The sequence below is a fragment of the Blastopirellula sp. SH421 genome (genome assembly GCF_057808535.1).
In genome coordinates this window covers 4,498,602-4,514,192 of sequence record NZ_CM173712.1, presented here as the reverse complement: position 1 = coordinate 4,514,192, position 15,591 = coordinate 4,498,602, and the positions used below count along the sequence as shown (strand labels likewise).

Sequence of the window (15,591 nt, the reverse complement as noted above, 5' to 3'; positions counted from 1 at the left end):
GCTGACTCCGCAGAGTGACCAGAACGAGACAATTCATCCCCATCCGCTGATCGATTCCTGTGGCAATTCGGCCCAGGCGACAGCGAGAGTCGTTGATTCCACAAGAGGAGGATTCCAAACGTGGCGAAACAGATGGTTTTTGGCGACGAAGCGCGCCAACCGCTACTAGACGGCGTAACAAAGCTGGCCCGCGCTGTGAAAAGCACGCTGGGCCCGCGCGGCCGCAATGCAGTATTGGACAAAGGTTGGGGTTCGCCGAAGGTAACCAAGGACGGCGTCAGCGTCGCTGAGGATATCGATCTGGATGATCCTTACGAAAACCTGGCTTGCCAATTGGTCAAAGAAGCCGCCAGCAAGACGAATGACGTCGCCGGTGACGGAACTACCACCGCCACAGTCTTGGCCGAAGCGATTTATCGCGAAGGTTTGAAGATGCTGGCCGCTGGCGCTGACGCGATGGCCCTATCACGCGGCATCGCCAAAGCGGTAGACGCCGTTAGCGATGCGGTCCAGAAGATGGCCGTTAAGATCAACGAGAAGAGCAAGAAAGAGATTGAACAAGTCGCAACGATCGCTGGAAACAACGATCCGGCGATTGGCAAAGTCTTGGCCGAAGCCTTCTTGAAGGTCGGCAAAGATGGCGTGATCACCGTCGAAGAAGGTCGCGGCAACGAAACGACCGTCGAAGTGGTCGAAGGGATGCAGTTTGATCGCGGCTATCTCTCGCCGCACTTCGTGACCGACGAAGACGCCCAAACCGTCGAACTGAGTGACGCATACGTTTTGGTCTTTGAAGAAAAGATCTCGTCCGCCAAAAAGCTGGTTCCGATTTTGGAAGCGGTTAGCAAGGCCAACAAGCCGCTGCTAATTCTGGCCGAAGATATCGAAGGGGAAGCTCTAGCGACCTTGGTGGTCAATAAGCTTCGCGGCATTCTCAGCGTTTGTGCCGTCAAAGCCCCCGGCTACGGCGATCGTCGCAAAGCGATGCTGGGCGATATTGCGGTTCTCACCGGTGCGACCCCGGTCTTCAAGGATCTCGGCATTGATCTAGAGAGCGTCAAGCTGTCAGATCTGGGCCGCACCAAGAAGGTCAAGATCTCATCGGGCAACACGATCTTTGTCGGCGGCGCCGGCAAAAAGCCAGAGATTGAAGGACGCGTCGATCAGATTCGTCGTGAGATCGAAGCGACCGATAGCGAATATGATCGCGAGAAATTGCAAGAACGTCTCGCCAAATTGGCCGGTGGCGTCGCCCAGATCAACTGTGGTGCGATCACTGAAACCGAGATGAAAGAACGCAAGGATCTGTTGGTTGACGCCAAGAGCGCTACCCAGGCCGCGCTGCAGGAAGGTATCGTTCCTGGCGGCGGCGTCGCTTTGCTGCGTGCCGAAAAGTCCTTGAAGAAACTGGGCTTGGAAGGGGACGAAAAGCTGGGCGCTGACATCATCGCCAAAGTGCTGGAATATCCGCTTCGCACGATTGCGGAAAACGCCGGCGTCGAAGGTTCGGTTGTCGTCAACCGCGTTCGTCAGCAGAAGAAGCCGAACGAAGGTTACAACGCTGACACCGGAGCCTACGAAGACCTGGTCGAAGCCGGTGTGATTGATCCTGCCAAAGTGGTTCGCACTGCATTGTTCAATGCCGCGAGCGTTGCTTCGCTGTTGCTGACCACCGACTCGCTGATCACCGAAATTCCTTCGGATGACGATGCGGGCGGCGACCATGATCATCACGATCACGGCGGCATGGGAGGAATGGGCGGCATGGGCGGCATGGGCGGCATGGGAATGCCGGGCATGATGTAAGCCGATTCGGTTTACTCTTCTGGATACCGCTTCTAACAAATTCAAAAAAACATAGACGAAGGATAGACGCATATGGCCAAGAAACTGAAGATTCGCACGCTGGATGACCGCGTCGTCGTGCAACCGCTGGACGCCGAAGAAACAACCGCTGGCGGCATCGTGCTGCCGGGTTCGGCTCAAGAAAAACCGCAACGCGGCACCGTGTTAGCGGTGGGCCCCGGCAAGCTGATGGATAGCGGCGCCCGCGCTGAACTGTCGGTCGCGATCGGCGACGAAGTGATTTACGGCAAGTACGGCGGCAGTGACATCGAAATCGACGGCGAGGAATACAAGATCCTCCGCGAGAGCGAAATTCTCGCCAAGGTCGTCAACGACTAGTCGCCCGTCAGGGAGTTAGTCTTTCTGAATCATTCCATATAAGGACATTCAAGCGTGGCGAAACAACTGCTTTTCGACGATCATGCCCGCAGCAAAATGCTCAAGGGGATCGACAAGCTGGCCGACGCCGTCGCGGTGACGATGGGGCCGACTGGTCGTAACGTCATCATCAACAAGTCGTTCGGCGGCCCAACCGTAACGAAGGACGGCGTGACCGTCTCGAAAGAAATTGAGCTCGAAGATCGCTTCGAGAACATGGGCGCCAAATTGGTCAACGAAGTCGCCAGCAAGACGTCTGACGTCGCTGGTGACGGTACGACCACGGCGACCGTGCTGGCTCGTGCGATCTTCAAAGAAGGTATCCGCAACATCGTCGCCGGCAGCAACCCGGCCGCGATTCGTCGTGGTATCGAGAAAGCTGTCGCCGCCGCCGAGGCGCAACTGCTGGCGACCGCCAAGCCGGTCAAAGGCAAAGAAGAAGTGGCCCACGTCGGCGCGATCAGCGCCAACAATGACCACGCGATCGGCAATTTGCTGGCCGAAGCGCTGTACCGCGTCGGCAAAGATGGCGTGATCACCGTCGAAGAAGGCAAGACCCGCGAAACGACCGTTGAGTACGTCGAGGGCATGCAGTTCGACAAGGGTTACGTTTCGCCTTACTTCATCTCGAATCCGGCTGAAATGGATTGCGAGATGGAGAATGCGTATATTTTGCTGTTCGAGAAAAAGATCAGCAGCATTCGTGACCTGGTTCCGATTTTGGAACAAGTCAGCGGCACCGGCAAACCGCTGTTGATCGTCGCCGAAGACGTCGATGGCGAAGCGTTGACCGCACTCGTCGTCAACAAACTGCGCGGCGTGCTGAACGTCTGTGCGGTCAAAGCCCCCGGCTTTGGCGATCGCCGCAAAGCGATGCTGGCCGACATGGCGATTTTGACCGGCGCAACGGTCATCAGCGAAGACCTGGGCGTGACGCTCGATAAGGTTCAGCTGGCCCAACTGGGTAAGGCCAAGCGGATCACCGTCACCAAGGACAATACCACGTTGGTCCAAGGGGGGGGTGACAAGTCGGCGCTGGAGCAACGTATCGCTCAGCTGAAGAAGCAGATCGAAGACACCGAAAGCGAATACGACAAAGAGAAGTACCAGGAACGCCTGGCGAAACTCTCTGGCGGCGTCGCGGTGATCGCGGTCGGAGCCGAAACCGAAGCGGAAATGAAGCAGACCAAAGCTCGCGTCGAAGACGCATTGCATGCGACGCGTGCGGCTCTGGAAGAAGGCATTCTCCCAGGCGGCGGCGTGGCGCTGGTTCGCTGCAAAGAAGCGGTCGAAAAGGCTCGTTCCTCGGCCAAGGGTGACGAGAAAATCGGCGTCAACATCATTCTGAGCGTCCTGTCCGCTCCGATGAAGCAAATCGCCGACAACGCCGGCATCGACGGCGCTGTGGTTGTTGACGAAGTGATGCAAAAGGGCGCCAACATTGGCTACGACGCTCATAGCGGACAGTACTGCGATATGCTGAAAGCCGGCATCATTGACCCGGCCAAGGTTGTCCGTACTGCGCTGTCGAACGCCGCTAGCATCGCTGGTCTGTTATTGACCACCGAAGCGATGGTGACCAACTTTGATAAGGAAGATAAGAATACCCGCGTCGAAGGCGTCATTCGCTAAGCTCGACGTCGGATCTTCCCGATGGAAAAGGAAGCGGACTACCGGTGTCCGTTTCCTGTTTTAAAAACAGGAATGGGCTGCTTTCCCTCGAAGAAGGCAGCCCATTTTGTTGACTATGCTTCGGACTGAGGACATGGCCGTAAAAACGGATTACTACGAGGTTCTCGGCGTTGCGCGAACCGCGAACGGCGACGAGATTTCCAAGGCTTATCGCAAGCTGGCGATCAAGTATCATCCCGATAGCCACCCCGACGACGAAAACGCTTCGCTCAAGTTCAAGCAAGCGGCGGAAGCGTACGAGGTGCTAAGCGATGGTGAAAAACGGAGTCGCTATGACCAATATGGGCATGCCGGCGTCGAGGGTGGACATCGTCATTTTTCGGACGCGGAAGATATCTTCGAAGCGTTCGGCGATATCTTTGGCGGAGGAATGTTCGGCGACCTGTTTGGTGGTCGCGGTCGTGCTCGCAGCGGACGTCGCGTCAGCAAAGGCGCCGACGTTAAAGTTCAAGTCACGCTTGATTTGGAAGAAGCGGCGCGAGGCATCGAGAAAACGGTCAGCTTTGATCGTCGTGAAGCGTGCGAAACCTGCAAGGGAAGCGGCGCCGCGGCCGGTTCGCAGCCAGAGCGTTGTTCACGCTGTGGGGGACATGGCCAGGTCGTGCAGCAAGCCGGCATCCTGCGCGTGCAGACGACCTGTCCTTCGTGCGGCGGCGCGGGAGCAAAAATTACCGACCCTTGCCGCAGCTGCCGGGGTCAAGGTTTCCAAAGCCGACGCGTCGAACTAGATGTCAACATTCCGGCCGGCGTCGACGACCAGATGCGTGTGCGACTTAGCGGAGAAGGGCAGCCCAGTCCCAATGGCGGACCCGCCGGAGACTGCTACTGCTTTATCTCGTTGCGGCGGCACAAGCTGTTTGAACGAGACGGCGAGCATTTGATTTTAAAAATGCCGATTAGCTATACCCAAGCGGTTCTCGGCGCCCAGATCGAAGTCCCCACGTTGATTGACGGAGCCCACAATCTAACAATTCCTAAGGGAACGCAATCGGGCGAGGTCTTTAAAGTGCGCGGCCAAGGGATGCCTGATCCGCATGGTCGCGGCAAAGGGGATCTCTATGTGCAAACGTATATCGAAGTGCCCAAAAAATTGGATACGCGGCAGGAAGAGTTGCTGCGTGAACTTGCCGAAATCGAGCATGCGAACGTCAGTCCTCACCGGAAGTCGTTCCTAGAATCGATTCGTGATTACTTGTTTTCCTCCGGCGACGATGACGGCGCCGTGAAAGAAAAATAAACGAAGGATACGAGCCTGTGTCGAAAGAATCTTCTCATTCTTCTCCTGAAGAAAAGCCGCTGAACGTCTTCGATAGTGACGCGCTGCAAGAGGATCTCAGTGCAGTCGACGAAGCGCTGGCCAACGACTCTGTGGATGCCGAAGCAAACAAGCTGCGCGACGATTTGGCCGGAGCCGAACGCCGAATCTTGTTGGCTCAGGCCGATATGGAAAATCTCCGCAAGCGCATGCGGCGCGAAGTGGATGACACAATCAAATATGCCGACGTGCCGTTGATTACCGACCTGTTGCCGGTGATGGACAACCTGAATCGCGCTCTTGATTCGGCCGGTCAATCACCGGAAGCGGCCGGTATTATGGCCGGGGTCAAGATGGTCGCTCAAAGCATGCTGGACGTGCTGTCGCGCCGCGGCTGCAAGACCATCGATGCGCTCGGCCAACCGTTTGACCCGCATTTGCATGACGCCATCTTGCAACAGCCGAGCGAAGAAGTCCCCGCAGGCCACGTGCTGATGGTGACGCAAAACGGCTATCAACTGCATGACCGCGTGATTCGTCCTGCTCAAGTTATTGTTTCGACCGGCAGTCCGGCAGCAGCTGCCGACGAAAGCGTTTAACCCAACCGACTGAACACTAGCCCGCAGCGCCAGCGAGGGAATCCGCTTGGCGGTTCCCAACCGGTTCGAAGTAGCCAGCCGGCTTCCCTCGCTGGCGCTGCGGGCTAGTTTCACGGTATTTAACTAGCTCAAATTCCCCAAGGCGGAAACAATCCCGTTTCCGGATCTGACGATGCCGACTTACGAATACGAGTGCGACGCTTGCCAGCATCAGTTTGAAGAATTTCAGAACCTCAGCGATGCGGTGTTAACCAAGTGCCCAAAGTGCAAGAAGAAGAAGCTGCGCCGCTTGTTCAGCACCGGCGGCGGTTTGATTTTCAAAGGCTCCGGCTTCTACATTACCGACTACCGCAGCGACTCCTACAAGAAGAGCGCCAGCAGCGATTCTTCAAGCAGCAGTTCCTCGTCCAGCGATTCGAGCGGTAGTTCCTCCTCAAGCGAAGCAAAAAGCTCGTCCAAGAGCGAAGCGAAGCCGAAAAGCTCTGGGGGCTCGAAAGGCTCGAAAAAATCAAAGGACTAGTCGTTGTCTTCGTTGGCTTTCCATCGCTACGGCTCACAGAGCCGTGGCACGACAAGCAATTTCGCCCTACAATAGTCCATTATGCGATGCCCAACTTGCGAAACAGAGTTTACTGCGGTGACCAAGGCGATGCCGTTCTGTAGTGAACGGTGTCGTCAGATCGATCTGGGCGTTTGGCTCAACGAAGGTCACTCGATGCCGATCGATATTGAGAAGCGATTTGGCCAACTCTCGGGAGAAATTCCGGACGACGACTACGAGTGACGTTTTAACCGCGACGCATCGGTCCTATAATGCTCCCACGCTCGGTTACACCCCCGATGCGTGAGGAGATCTCGAATGACTGCAGACCGTGAAGTGCTCCGCTCCGTTTCCTGGCGCGATGTCTTCCCCTGGCTCTTATTACTACGCACCTTTGGCTTATCCTTTCAGCTGCGCGTGCTGCTATTGGCGATCGCCGGCGTTTTGCTGGTCGATCTCGGCTGGTGGGGCGCCGCCCAGGTTTTTTTGACGCCGGAAGAACGCCCTCAGAGTGAGGTCGTCCATCCGCACCTGCTGGCGCAGCGATCGGTTGAGCAGGCCGCCGAGGGCAAATTAGGGACGATCCTGCTGATTGCCGATCCGATCCAGGAAGTTTGGGTGCATGCAACGCGTCCTTATCGGTTGTTTTTCTCGGTTCACAATTCGCTCCATAGCATGGCGTACCGCGCCTTTTGTGCACTTTGGGCGACCGCCGTCTGGTCGGTTTTTGGCGGCGCGATCTGTCGAATCGCCGCGTTGTCGCTGACTCGGGACGAACGCTGTGGAATCAAAAACGCGCTGCTGTTTGGGCTTTCGCGATTTCTCTCATTCTTTACGGCGCCGCTATTTCCGCTGCTGGGAGTGTTGGCGTTCGCAATTCCGGCGGTGTTGTTAGGTTTGCTCTCTTACTTGGGCGACGTAGGTTTGCTGATTTCCAGCATCCTCTACTTTCTCGCTTTGATCGGCGGCGTGATGACCGCTGCGTTGTTGATTCCACTGTTGTTTGGCTGGCCGCTGATGTGGGGCGCCATCGCGACCGAAGCGTCCGATTCGTTTGACGCTCTCAGTCGTTCTTACGCCTATGTGACGCAGCGTCCGCTCTATTACGCGTTCTATGCCGCCGTGTCTCTGGCGATTGGTACGTTGGGACTGTTTGTCGCATCGCTGATTGTATTTGTCTCGCTGGGTATGACCGACTGGGCGTTCGCCATCGGATCAGGGGGCGAAAGACTCGGCGACTTGCAACTTGCCGGAATCCAACCGAGCGAGAGACTCTTCCGCCAGGTGACGCCCGGCGTTGGAGTTCCGGTAGCGTTGCCAGAGATTAGCCAAGGTGCAAAGATCATTCATTGCTGGCGCAGCCTGGTTGCTCGGATTATCGACGGCTACGTCTACGGCTTCTTCTTTATCGCGGCGACGGCGATCTATTTGCTGTTGCGGTACGACGTCGATCAGGCCGAGCTCGACGAGGTGACGCTCGAAGGAGAAGTCCGCTTCCCACCGCCGGCCTCTGCGACCGAAGCAGGGGAATCAACTGACGAACCGGGGAATATTGAGTCGACTCCGCCACCGGAAAGCTGAGAGCGAGCCAATCGAAGTGAGAGCCTGCGGTGAGTCCGCCGTCTCTCCAGCTTCCAACCGCTTTGCTCGATCTGCTTTCGGCTTTTCTGCGCTTACTCCCCAAACACCATTCGCATTCCGCTGTGCATTTGTCCATTGGTCATCGTTTGAAAGCCGGCTGACTTGGCGGCGGCTAGGCGGGCGACTTGGACGTGCGGACCATAGGCAATTAGCTGCAGATCGGGCTTCTTGGCCAGCAGCGCGGCTGCCAGATCGGCCAGGGAGGTATCGGTCGTAGAGAGATCGACGACTACTTTGGTGGTCTCGTCGTCCACTGCTGTTGGGCATTGTTCAGGCGAGCCGATAACTTGTAGCGTTACGCCACCCAGCCTGGCCGCTTGTTGGGCCTGGCTAGGAAACATCAGGTCGCGAGTCAGATAGACAATTTTCATGGTGCGCTAAACGGCCGCAGGTCCGCGGGCGACTCCTCCGATTTGAATGGTTTGCTCTACCGGCAGAACAAAGATCTTGCCGTCGCCGATACAGCCATCTTGCCCAGTCCGAGCAACGCTCTCGATGGTCGCTAGCGCCTTCTCGACAAAATCGTCGTTCACGACCAGCTCGATAGAGACCTTACGCAACAATCTGGTTTGATATTCAACGCCGCGAAAGGTGGCCGATTGTCCCCGCTGGCGCCCATAACCTTCGGCGTCGGTCACGGTAAAACGTTCAACCGAAATCTCCTTGAGCGCATCACGCAACGAGTCAAGCTTGGTCGGCTGAATGAGAGCGATGATCATCTTCATCGAAGGTTCTCCTGCGGCGCAAAGTTCTACAGCTATGTAGGATAGCGAATCGCCGAGCGATAGGCGACTGGAGCGGAAAGCGGAGAGCGGATGGGTATAAAAAAAGCCCTCTCCTGGCGGGGAGAGGGCTTTTGCGTGTCGGATTGAAAATCGTCGTCTTACGGCGACGCGAAGATCAGCTGAGAGTTGAGCACCTTGTCGATTCGCGCCTTGGTTTCTAGCAGGTGGGCCTGCGAGTAGGCGTCCAGTTTGACCTTCTTCTTCAAAGTGCCGTCGATCTTCTTCGAGAGATCGTGCAACTGAACATAGGCGATCGTTTGGCAATCTTCCGGAGCGTACGAGTCGCCCAGCGCGATGTTGGACAAGCGGCGGAGATAGTTCCGCTGCAAGCCGCGACGCAGACTGCTGATCGCAGGATCGCTGTTGGTGAACTCGTCGTCCCCTTTCTTGATGCCGTCCAACTCGCTGTAGACCGATTTGGTCAGACGCTGGATCAACTCGGCCGTTGTCATTGCTTCTTCGTCTTCGGCGACCTTCAACTCCGAATCGTGCATCCGGGTCAGAGTGCCTGACGATAGCAACTGCGACAAGACGCGATCTTGCCACATCTCGATGTAGCTGTGGATCGGGAAGTCAGGCCGCGTCGTCGAGGATGATCCCCAGTGATCCCAATGCGATGGGGCCAGTTGGTTGTAGATCGAAGGATCGACTTCATAAGGTTTATCGCTAAAGACCTGCTCTTCGAGCAGAGTCAAAGCTTCACGTTGCTTTTCGATATCGACCGCTTTCATCGGCGGCTCGGCATCTTTGTCTCCCTTGTGGCTTCGGCTGGTGTGGACGCCGCCGACATAGCGAGAAACGAAGAACATCGCCTGACCGTGCGTGCTGAGGAGCACGTTGAACGCACGTCGAGCTTTCGAGTAATCGTCGCCATCTTTCACGACTCGATTGACCAAGTCATCCATCGCTTCTTGAACAACTTTCGACTGACGCTCGGCAAACTTGATCGCGTCTTCGCCAAAGTCAAAGCGGTTTGAGTCCGGATCAGGAGCACTGCTGGTCGTGTCTTCGTCGGTCGAGAAGGTCAAACCTGGTTCGCCGCTACGAGTCGCCAGTTTGTCGAGCTCTTTTTTCTCTCCATCGGTTCCGCCTGAGAATGGGGTATAGCCGTACTCGATCGCCCAGACGTCATACTTGCCCAGCGTCTGCGGGAAGTAGTCGCCTTGCTTCTCACCCTTGGGCGAGATGTTGGCTGGCACATAATCCATCACGCTTGAGACCATGCCGTCCGTCGAGTCTTTGAGATCATTCATCTCTTCCAGCGAGCGGAACTTGCTGGCTTTGAAGTTATGACGCAAGCCGAGGGTATGTCCCACTTCGTGCATCGTGACTTCTTTCAAACCTTGCATAAACAGTTTTTCACGAACTTCTTCACGATCTTCCACCGAGGCTGCGCCTTCGGCGGCGATCAGATTGGCGAAAGCCATTTGGCTGGTCATACCGCGACCCAGCATGCAGGCTGAACTGGGAGCAGCGTTCGACGAGCGGCCCGCAACAACGCCGGTCAGCTTGTCGATTTCGGCCTGACGTTCTGGCCAACCGCCAGTCAACGCGGCAATCCCCTGCGGGTTGATATCTTCAAACGTTTGTTGCCATGAGTTGAGGAACGAAGCGTCAAAGATGATGTCCGCGTCCAGGATCTGACCGTTGTACGGGTTGGTGCGCGATGGCCCCATGGCGAAACCGGCGTCCGAGGTGATCCAGCGGAACGTGTTGTAGTTCACGTCCTCTGGATCCCACGTGTCGTCGTCTTCTTGCTGCAACACGCGAACTGCGTCGATGTAGCCAGCTTTCTCAAAGGCTTTGTTCCACTCGACAATGCCATCGCGAATCGGTTTGCGATACTTGTACGGAACGGTGTTTTCTAGGTAAAAACGAATCGGCTCGGCCGGTTCCGACATCTTCTCGCCCGGCTCCGCTTTCTTCAGGTCCCAGCGATTGATGTAACGGACAAACTGGTCATCTTTTGACTGAGAGAAGTTTTTCACCACTGTCAAAAAGTAGCCAATGCGATCATCCGCCAAGCGAGGCGTATAACCGTTAGAAGGAATCTTGCTGATCGAGTAATGAATATCGATCCCCACGCCGCGGCTATCCGGGACCGAGTCGATGCTCATCCGACCGCTGGTTTGGTAAGTCGCTGCGACTTCCAGCTCGATGTTTTTGGCGAAGCCTTTGACTTCGCTGAAGACCGACTTGCTGGGCGAGAACGATGCGCCCGGCAACACGTCCGAGATCATCGGCAGGTCGCTCATAAAGACCGAGGTGACGTCCACCAGATCGCCGCCGTTGGGCCCTTTTTTGTCGGCTGGCAAGCTAAACAAGACGCTGTCGCCGTAGGCGTGCTTGACGGCGCGGGATTCAGGCTTGTTGCTGTCGGCTTTGAAGCGGACATTTTTGCGCACGATATGGACATTGTCGTCTACCTTGCGGAACTGCCAAATCCAGTCGTCGCCAAAACCCCAGCTAAAGCCTCCATACAGCGGGTACTGACCGATACCACGGCTGATCGAGATCAGCACAATGTACTCGCCGCTGTAGTGCTGCGACGAAAGTTCTAGATACAGACGATTCCCCTTGTAGTGCATGGGGATTAAACCGTCGACCTTTTTGAAGTCCTTCAAAATGCGGGTATGTTCTGGCGCACTCGACGAACTTCCACCGCTTTCCTCACCGCCTGAAGGACCGCCGGTGGTCGCCATGACTTTGTCAGCATTCTCATTCGATTTGGCCGTTTCGGCGGCCGCGTCTTTAGCGGCGGCCTCCTCGTCGGCCTGTGCCGACTGCGGACAATAAGCGGACATCAGCCCAGCGGTTATCAAAACCGCAAGAGTTGACCGCAGCAGGGTCGACAGTTTCATTATCATCTTCTCTTTATGCGGGGGAGCTAATTTGTTGGGGGGCAGACGTAGCGACAAGCTGCGAAGTGAAAAGGCGTGTCCGCCGCATGAGGAATATCAGGGTGCTAAAATATACCCCATTTTCACACATGGGCGAATTTAGGAAAAGTTATCCGGCAGTTAGATGACAAAAAATGTGCATAATTCCGCGCAGGGGAATTAGAACGAGTAGACCAATTTTTTCAGTAGCGCCATGTTTGACAACCCTGATCAATCTCCGAATTTGTCTAAATCTGGCAGGAATGCTCGTGTCTTCGACCTACTTCCGCGGTTTCCCGAACTTCAGCGACATTCGAGTCAGATCACTTCGCTGGGTTCGGCCGGTGGTTGGAGCGGCGGTGAAATTTGGCGAATCGATTGCGATTGCCGCTCTTACGCCCTCCGTCGATGGCCGGCAGAAACAACTTCGACCCGGCTACGCCTGATTCACTCTCTACAACGTCAGTGGCGCGAATCGAATCTAAAGTTCATTCCTAAACTGTTTACGACGGCAGAGGGGGAATCGTTCATACAAAAAGCTTTCTGTCTCTGGGAATTGGCCGAGTGGATGCCTGGCGAGATCTTGAACGACAAGCAGATACTGCCCCCCCAGCAGGATGCCGTTGCGGCGGCCATCGCCGCGATCCACCGCGTATCGGCCCAAGATTCTTGCTCGTTAGAACCGTCCCCAGGGCTACAGCAACGTTTGGCGATGCTGATGCGCTGGGAAGCGATCGATTTGGCTTCGGTGCGAGACGCGATCGAGCGTCTTGGTTGGCCCGAGTTTGCGGCAATCGCGCAGCAGGCGCTGCAATGGTTCGCCTACGCATCGTCTGGCATTCGGGACGAACTGCACGCAGCGATCGCGACGCCGTTGCCGCTCTCGGCATCTCTCCGCGATATTCATAGAGAACATATTTTCCTGACAGACAATCTGGTGACCGGCGTGATTGATTTTGGCGCCGTTCGAACCGAATCGAGAGCTGGCGATTTGGCTCGTCTGTGCGGTTCGTTGTTTGAGGATGATCGCGATTGCTGGGACGATTTTCTGACGCGGTATGAGCGTCAACTGCCGCTATCTGCCGCAGAACGTCGAGCGATTGCGGTGTTTGATCGATCTGCGGTTTTGTTAACTCCACTGCAATGGATTGAGTGGATTGCACTCGATCGGCGACAATTTCCGCAGCCGGCGGCGGTTGTTTCTCGGCTAGATATCTCTTTACGTCGACTGCAGTTTCTATTGAAATAGAGTGTCTGCTCCGCTGCTAGCGACGGAACTGTCGATTGTTTCACCGACTTGTGGTGGAGCAAATGAAAGGATGAAGGATAGAATAAAGCGTGTCGCGCAACGCCAGTGCGATCCACGTTACCTACCGCTTGCTGAGTTTCCCGCTGTCCATTCACTCACTTCGAGTTTGATTCAAGCATGTCTTCGAAGCTTGTTTTGCGATTGTCGAGTTGCGTTACTCTCCTGGTCTTGGTGATTGCGTCCCACGTGCAGGCGCAAGGCTTTGATCCGTTCGCCGGATTGGAAGGTCTCGATAACGGACTCGCCGGAAGCGATCCCAACTTGATGATGACCGGCAAGTTTGTCATCGATCCTCAAAAACAAGTTGGCCAGATCGAAGTGACCGCTGCGGTCGCCGATGGTTGGTATCTCTATTCGATTACGCAGAAGCCTGGCGGGCCCTTGCCGTCGAAGCTGACGTTGCCGCCAACTGCCAACGTCACCGCGGTGGGCAAGTTCACCACCGATCAAAAGCCCAAAGTGGTTCCTGCTGACAAGATCATTACGGTTCCGCAAGAGAAGCATTATCACTCGGTCACTTGGAAGGCGCCGTTTAAGTGGGCGGACGCAGTTGATCCAAAAACGCTGAAGCTTGATATTCAATACTCGGGACAAGCTTGCTCGGACACCGGAACGTGCGTGCCGCAGCGGACCAGTTTGCAGGCTGCCTACGCCGGTGAGGCCAAACTGGAAGTACCTGCCGATTTCGGCGCCACTTCAAAGACCATGCCTGCGAGTGCCTACAAAGTCACCGGCAAACTGGGCGACTACAAAACGCCGGGCGGGCACTCGATCATCCGCGGCGCCGTCACGCCGTCGATCGTCGAACCAGGGGGCCGCGTGCGGGTCACGCTGACGATCGACGTGACCGAAGACTATCACGTCTACGCCTACGACACCGTCGATCCATTGATCTACAAGCCAACCGTCATGGGGTTGGCGTCAGCGACGCCGTGGAAGATGACGACGCCGAAAACCGATAATCCGATCGTCTCGCACGAGTTGATCCCTGGCGAAGCGCCGCTGAAGTATCACGTTGGCAATACTAGTTGGTCGTTTGAGATCGCTGTCCCCCAAGATACGCCGCCTGGCGATTATCCGATTGTTGGTTTTCTCGGGTATCAGACTTGCACCGAAGCAACTTGTGATCGTCCGCATGGAATTAAGTTTGAAGCGTTGGTGCAAGTGGGAGCTGCGACTGATCCGACCAGTACGCTGCTCGCGTTGAGCGAAGCGCCCTACAGCGCGGCGGCCGAAGCGGCGGCCGGCGGCGAAGTCGAAACTTCGCTTGAAGTGCCGCAACAGCCCGGCGTAGCAGAGGCCGTAGGCGCCGGCACGACCTGGCAAGTAGTGAACTCTGAAAAGATCACCAGCATTTATATGGCGATGTTGTTGGCGCTGGTCGGCGGCGGTTTGTTGAACTTCATGCCGTGCGTGCTGCCGGTGGTTGGTCTGAAGATCATGGCCTTTGCACATCAAGGGGGCGAGCATCGCGCCCGCGTACTGGGATTGAACGCGGTTTATACGCTCGGATTGCTTTCTGTCTTCTGGGCGCTGGCCTTCTTGGCGATTGGCGCCCATGTATTGGGCGAAACGGCTGCCGGCGACAACGCAGCGCAAGGGTGGGGTTCGCAGTTTGGCAATCCTTGGTTTTCGATTCCGCTGCTGAGCTTGGTCTTTGTGATGGCGCTCAGCTTTTTGGGGGTCTGGGAATTGCAAATGCCCGGTTTTATCGGCGGCACGACCGCCGGCGAGTTGACTTCCAAAGAAGGCTATAGCGGTGCGTTCTTCAAAGGGATTTTCACCACCCTGTTGGCGACTCCGTGCAGCGGACCTTTTCTGGGGCCGGTCTTTGGTTTTACGTTGGCGAGTGAGCCGTATGTCACCTTCCTGATCTTCACCTGCATTGGGCTGGGGATGGCCTCTCCCTATCTGGTTGTCGCAGCGTTCCCGTCGTTGATTCGCTTTTTGCCGAAGCCGGGAGCGTGGATGGAGACGTTCAAAAACCTGATGGGCTTTGTGTTGCTGGGAACGGTCGTCTATATGCTGACGATCGTCGATCAAGACTATCTGTTGCCGACTTTGGCGCTGTTGGTCTTTTTAGGGCTGGGTTGTTGGATTTTGCAACTGACGCCGCCGGGGTCTGAGTTTGGCGTCTCGATGAAATATTGGGGCATAGCGCTAACCGTCGCGATCATCGGCGCGTATGGTTCGTTTACGCTCCTGGTCCATGGAGAGACGCAGATCGCTTGGCAGCATGTCACTGAGCCAGAGTTTGCGACGATTGAGCAAGACCTGTTGTCACTGCAAAAGTCAGGGCAAACGGTGATGGTCGACTTTACCGCGACTTGGTGTCCAAACTGCAAGTACAACTTCGCTACGGCGATTGATACGCAGGAAGTCGCGGCGGTGGTGACTCAAAACAACGTCGTCCCCAAGATCATCGACTACACCAATGAGGATCCACCGCTGAAGAAACTGTTAAACGGGCTCGGCTATAACTCGATCCCGATGTTCGCCGTCTTTCCGGCCAATCGGCCCGGCGAAGTCTACGTGCTAAGCGATGTGATCACCAAGCAAGACGTGATCGACCTGTTACAGGATGCCGGGCCATCTAGCAGTGCTGGGCCGGTCTCTGATTCGGCGGCAACCAAGACGGCGATGGCGACGCATTAATTGTCTACCGCA

13 protein-coding genes are annotated in these 15,591 nt (G+C 56.1%); 10 read left to right on the top strand and 3 right to left on the bottom strand.

Going from position 1 to position 15,591, the window contains the following annotated elements:
* The first annotated feature begins 120 nt into the window (after positions 1 to 120).
* The 8 genes from groL (SH421x_RS18340) (at position 121) to SH421x_RS18305 (ending at position 7,891) form a co-directional block, all read left to right on the top strand.
* Positions 121 to 1,806, top strand: coding sequence for a chaperonin GroEL (gene groL, locus SH421x_RS18340; protein ID WP_488851200.1), 1,686 nt, complete (start codon positions 121 to 123; stop codon positions 1,804 to 1,806).
* A 72-nt stretch (positions 1,807 to 1,878) separates the two neighbouring features.
* Complete coding sequence (locus SH421x_RS18335; RefSeq protein ID WP_488851198.1) at positions 1,879 to 2,184, top strand: co-chaperone GroES; 306 nt, start codon at positions 1,879 to 1,881, stop codon at positions 2,182 to 2,184.
* Between the two features lie 54 nt (positions 2,185 to 2,238).
* Positions 2,239 to 3,855 carry a chaperonin GroEL gene (gene groL / locus SH421x_RS18330; RefSeq protein WP_488851196.1) on the top strand — a complete coding sequence of 539 codons (1,617 nt, stop codon included), beginning with the start codon at positions 2,239 to 2,241 and terminating at the stop codon, positions 3,853 to 3,855.
* A gap of 133 nt (positions 3,856 to 3,988) precedes the next feature.
* On the top strand, positions 3,989 to 5,152 hold the full coding sequence (gene dnaJ / locus SH421x_RS18325) for a molecular chaperone DnaJ (RefSeq protein WP_488851194.1): 1,164 nt from the start codon (positions 3,989 to 3,991) through the stop codon (positions 5,150 to 5,152).
* 17 nt (positions 5,153 to 5,169) lie between these two features.
* On the top strand, positions 5,170 to 5,769 hold the full coding sequence (gene grpE / locus SH421x_RS18320) for a nucleotide exchange factor GrpE (protein WP_488851192.1): 600 nt from the start codon (positions 5,170 to 5,172) through the stop codon (positions 5,767 to 5,769).
* A 172-nt stretch (positions 5,770 to 5,941) separates the two neighbouring features.
* Positions 5,942 to 6,289 carry an FmdB family zinc ribbon protein gene (locus SH421x_RS18315; RefSeq protein ID WP_488851190.1) on the top strand — a complete coding sequence of 116 codons (348 nt, stop codon included), beginning with the start codon at positions 5,942 to 5,944 and terminating at the stop codon, positions 6,287 to 6,289.
* Positions 6,290 to 6,370: 81 nt separating this feature from the next.
* Entirely contained in the window at positions 6,371 to 6,553 is a 183-nt protein-coding gene (gene yacG, locus SH421x_RS18310; protein ID WP_488851188.1) for a DNA gyrase inhibitor YacG, read from the top strand.
* A 75-nt stretch (positions 6,554 to 6,628) separates the two neighbouring features.
* A complete protein-coding gene (locus tag SH421x_RS18305; RefSeq protein WP_488851186.1) occupies positions 6,629 to 7,891 on the top strand; it encodes a hypothetical protein in 1,263 nt (420 codons plus the stop codon).
* Positions 7,892 to 7,983: 92 nt separating this feature from the next.
* Here the strand turns inward: SH421x_RS18305 and SH421x_RS18300 are convergent, their stop codons facing one another.
* The 3 genes from SH421x_RS18300 to SH421x_RS18290 form a co-directional block, all read right to left on the bottom strand.
* Positions 7,984 to 8,322, bottom strand: coding sequence for a hypothetical protein (locus SH421x_RS18300; RefSeq protein WP_488851184.1), 339 nt, complete (start codon positions 8,320 to 8,322; stop codon positions 7,984 to 7,986).
* 6 nt (positions 8,323 to 8,328) lie between these two features.
* Positions 8,329 to 8,676 carry a P-II family nitrogen regulator gene (locus SH421x_RS18295; RefSeq protein ID WP_488851182.1) on the bottom strand — a complete coding sequence of 116 codons (348 nt, stop codon included), beginning with the start codon at positions 8,674 to 8,676 and terminating at the stop codon, positions 8,329 to 8,331.
* 158 nt (positions 8,677 to 8,834) lie between these two features.
* On the bottom strand, positions 8,835 to 11,597 hold the full coding sequence (locus SH421x_RS18290; protein ID WP_488851180.1) for a zinc-dependent metalloprotease: 2,763 nt from the start codon (positions 11,595 to 11,597) through the stop codon (positions 8,835 to 8,837).
* 262 nt (positions 11,598 to 11,859) lie between these two features.
* On the opposite strand from SH421x_RS18290, the gene SH421x_RS18285 reads away from it, so the two are divergent.
* A complete protein-coding gene (locus SH421x_RS18285) occupies positions 11,860 to 12,864 on the top strand; it encodes a phosphotransferase (protein WP_488851178.1) in 1,005 nt (334 codons plus the stop codon).
* A gap of 177 nt (positions 12,865 to 13,041) precedes the next feature.
* Complete coding sequence (locus SH421x_RS18280) at positions 13,042 to 15,579, top strand: protein-disulfide reductase DsbD family protein (RefSeq protein ID WP_488851176.1); 2,538 nt, start codon at positions 13,042 to 13,044, stop codon at positions 15,577 to 15,579.
* Positions 15,580 to 15,591 lie beyond the last annotated feature (12 nt).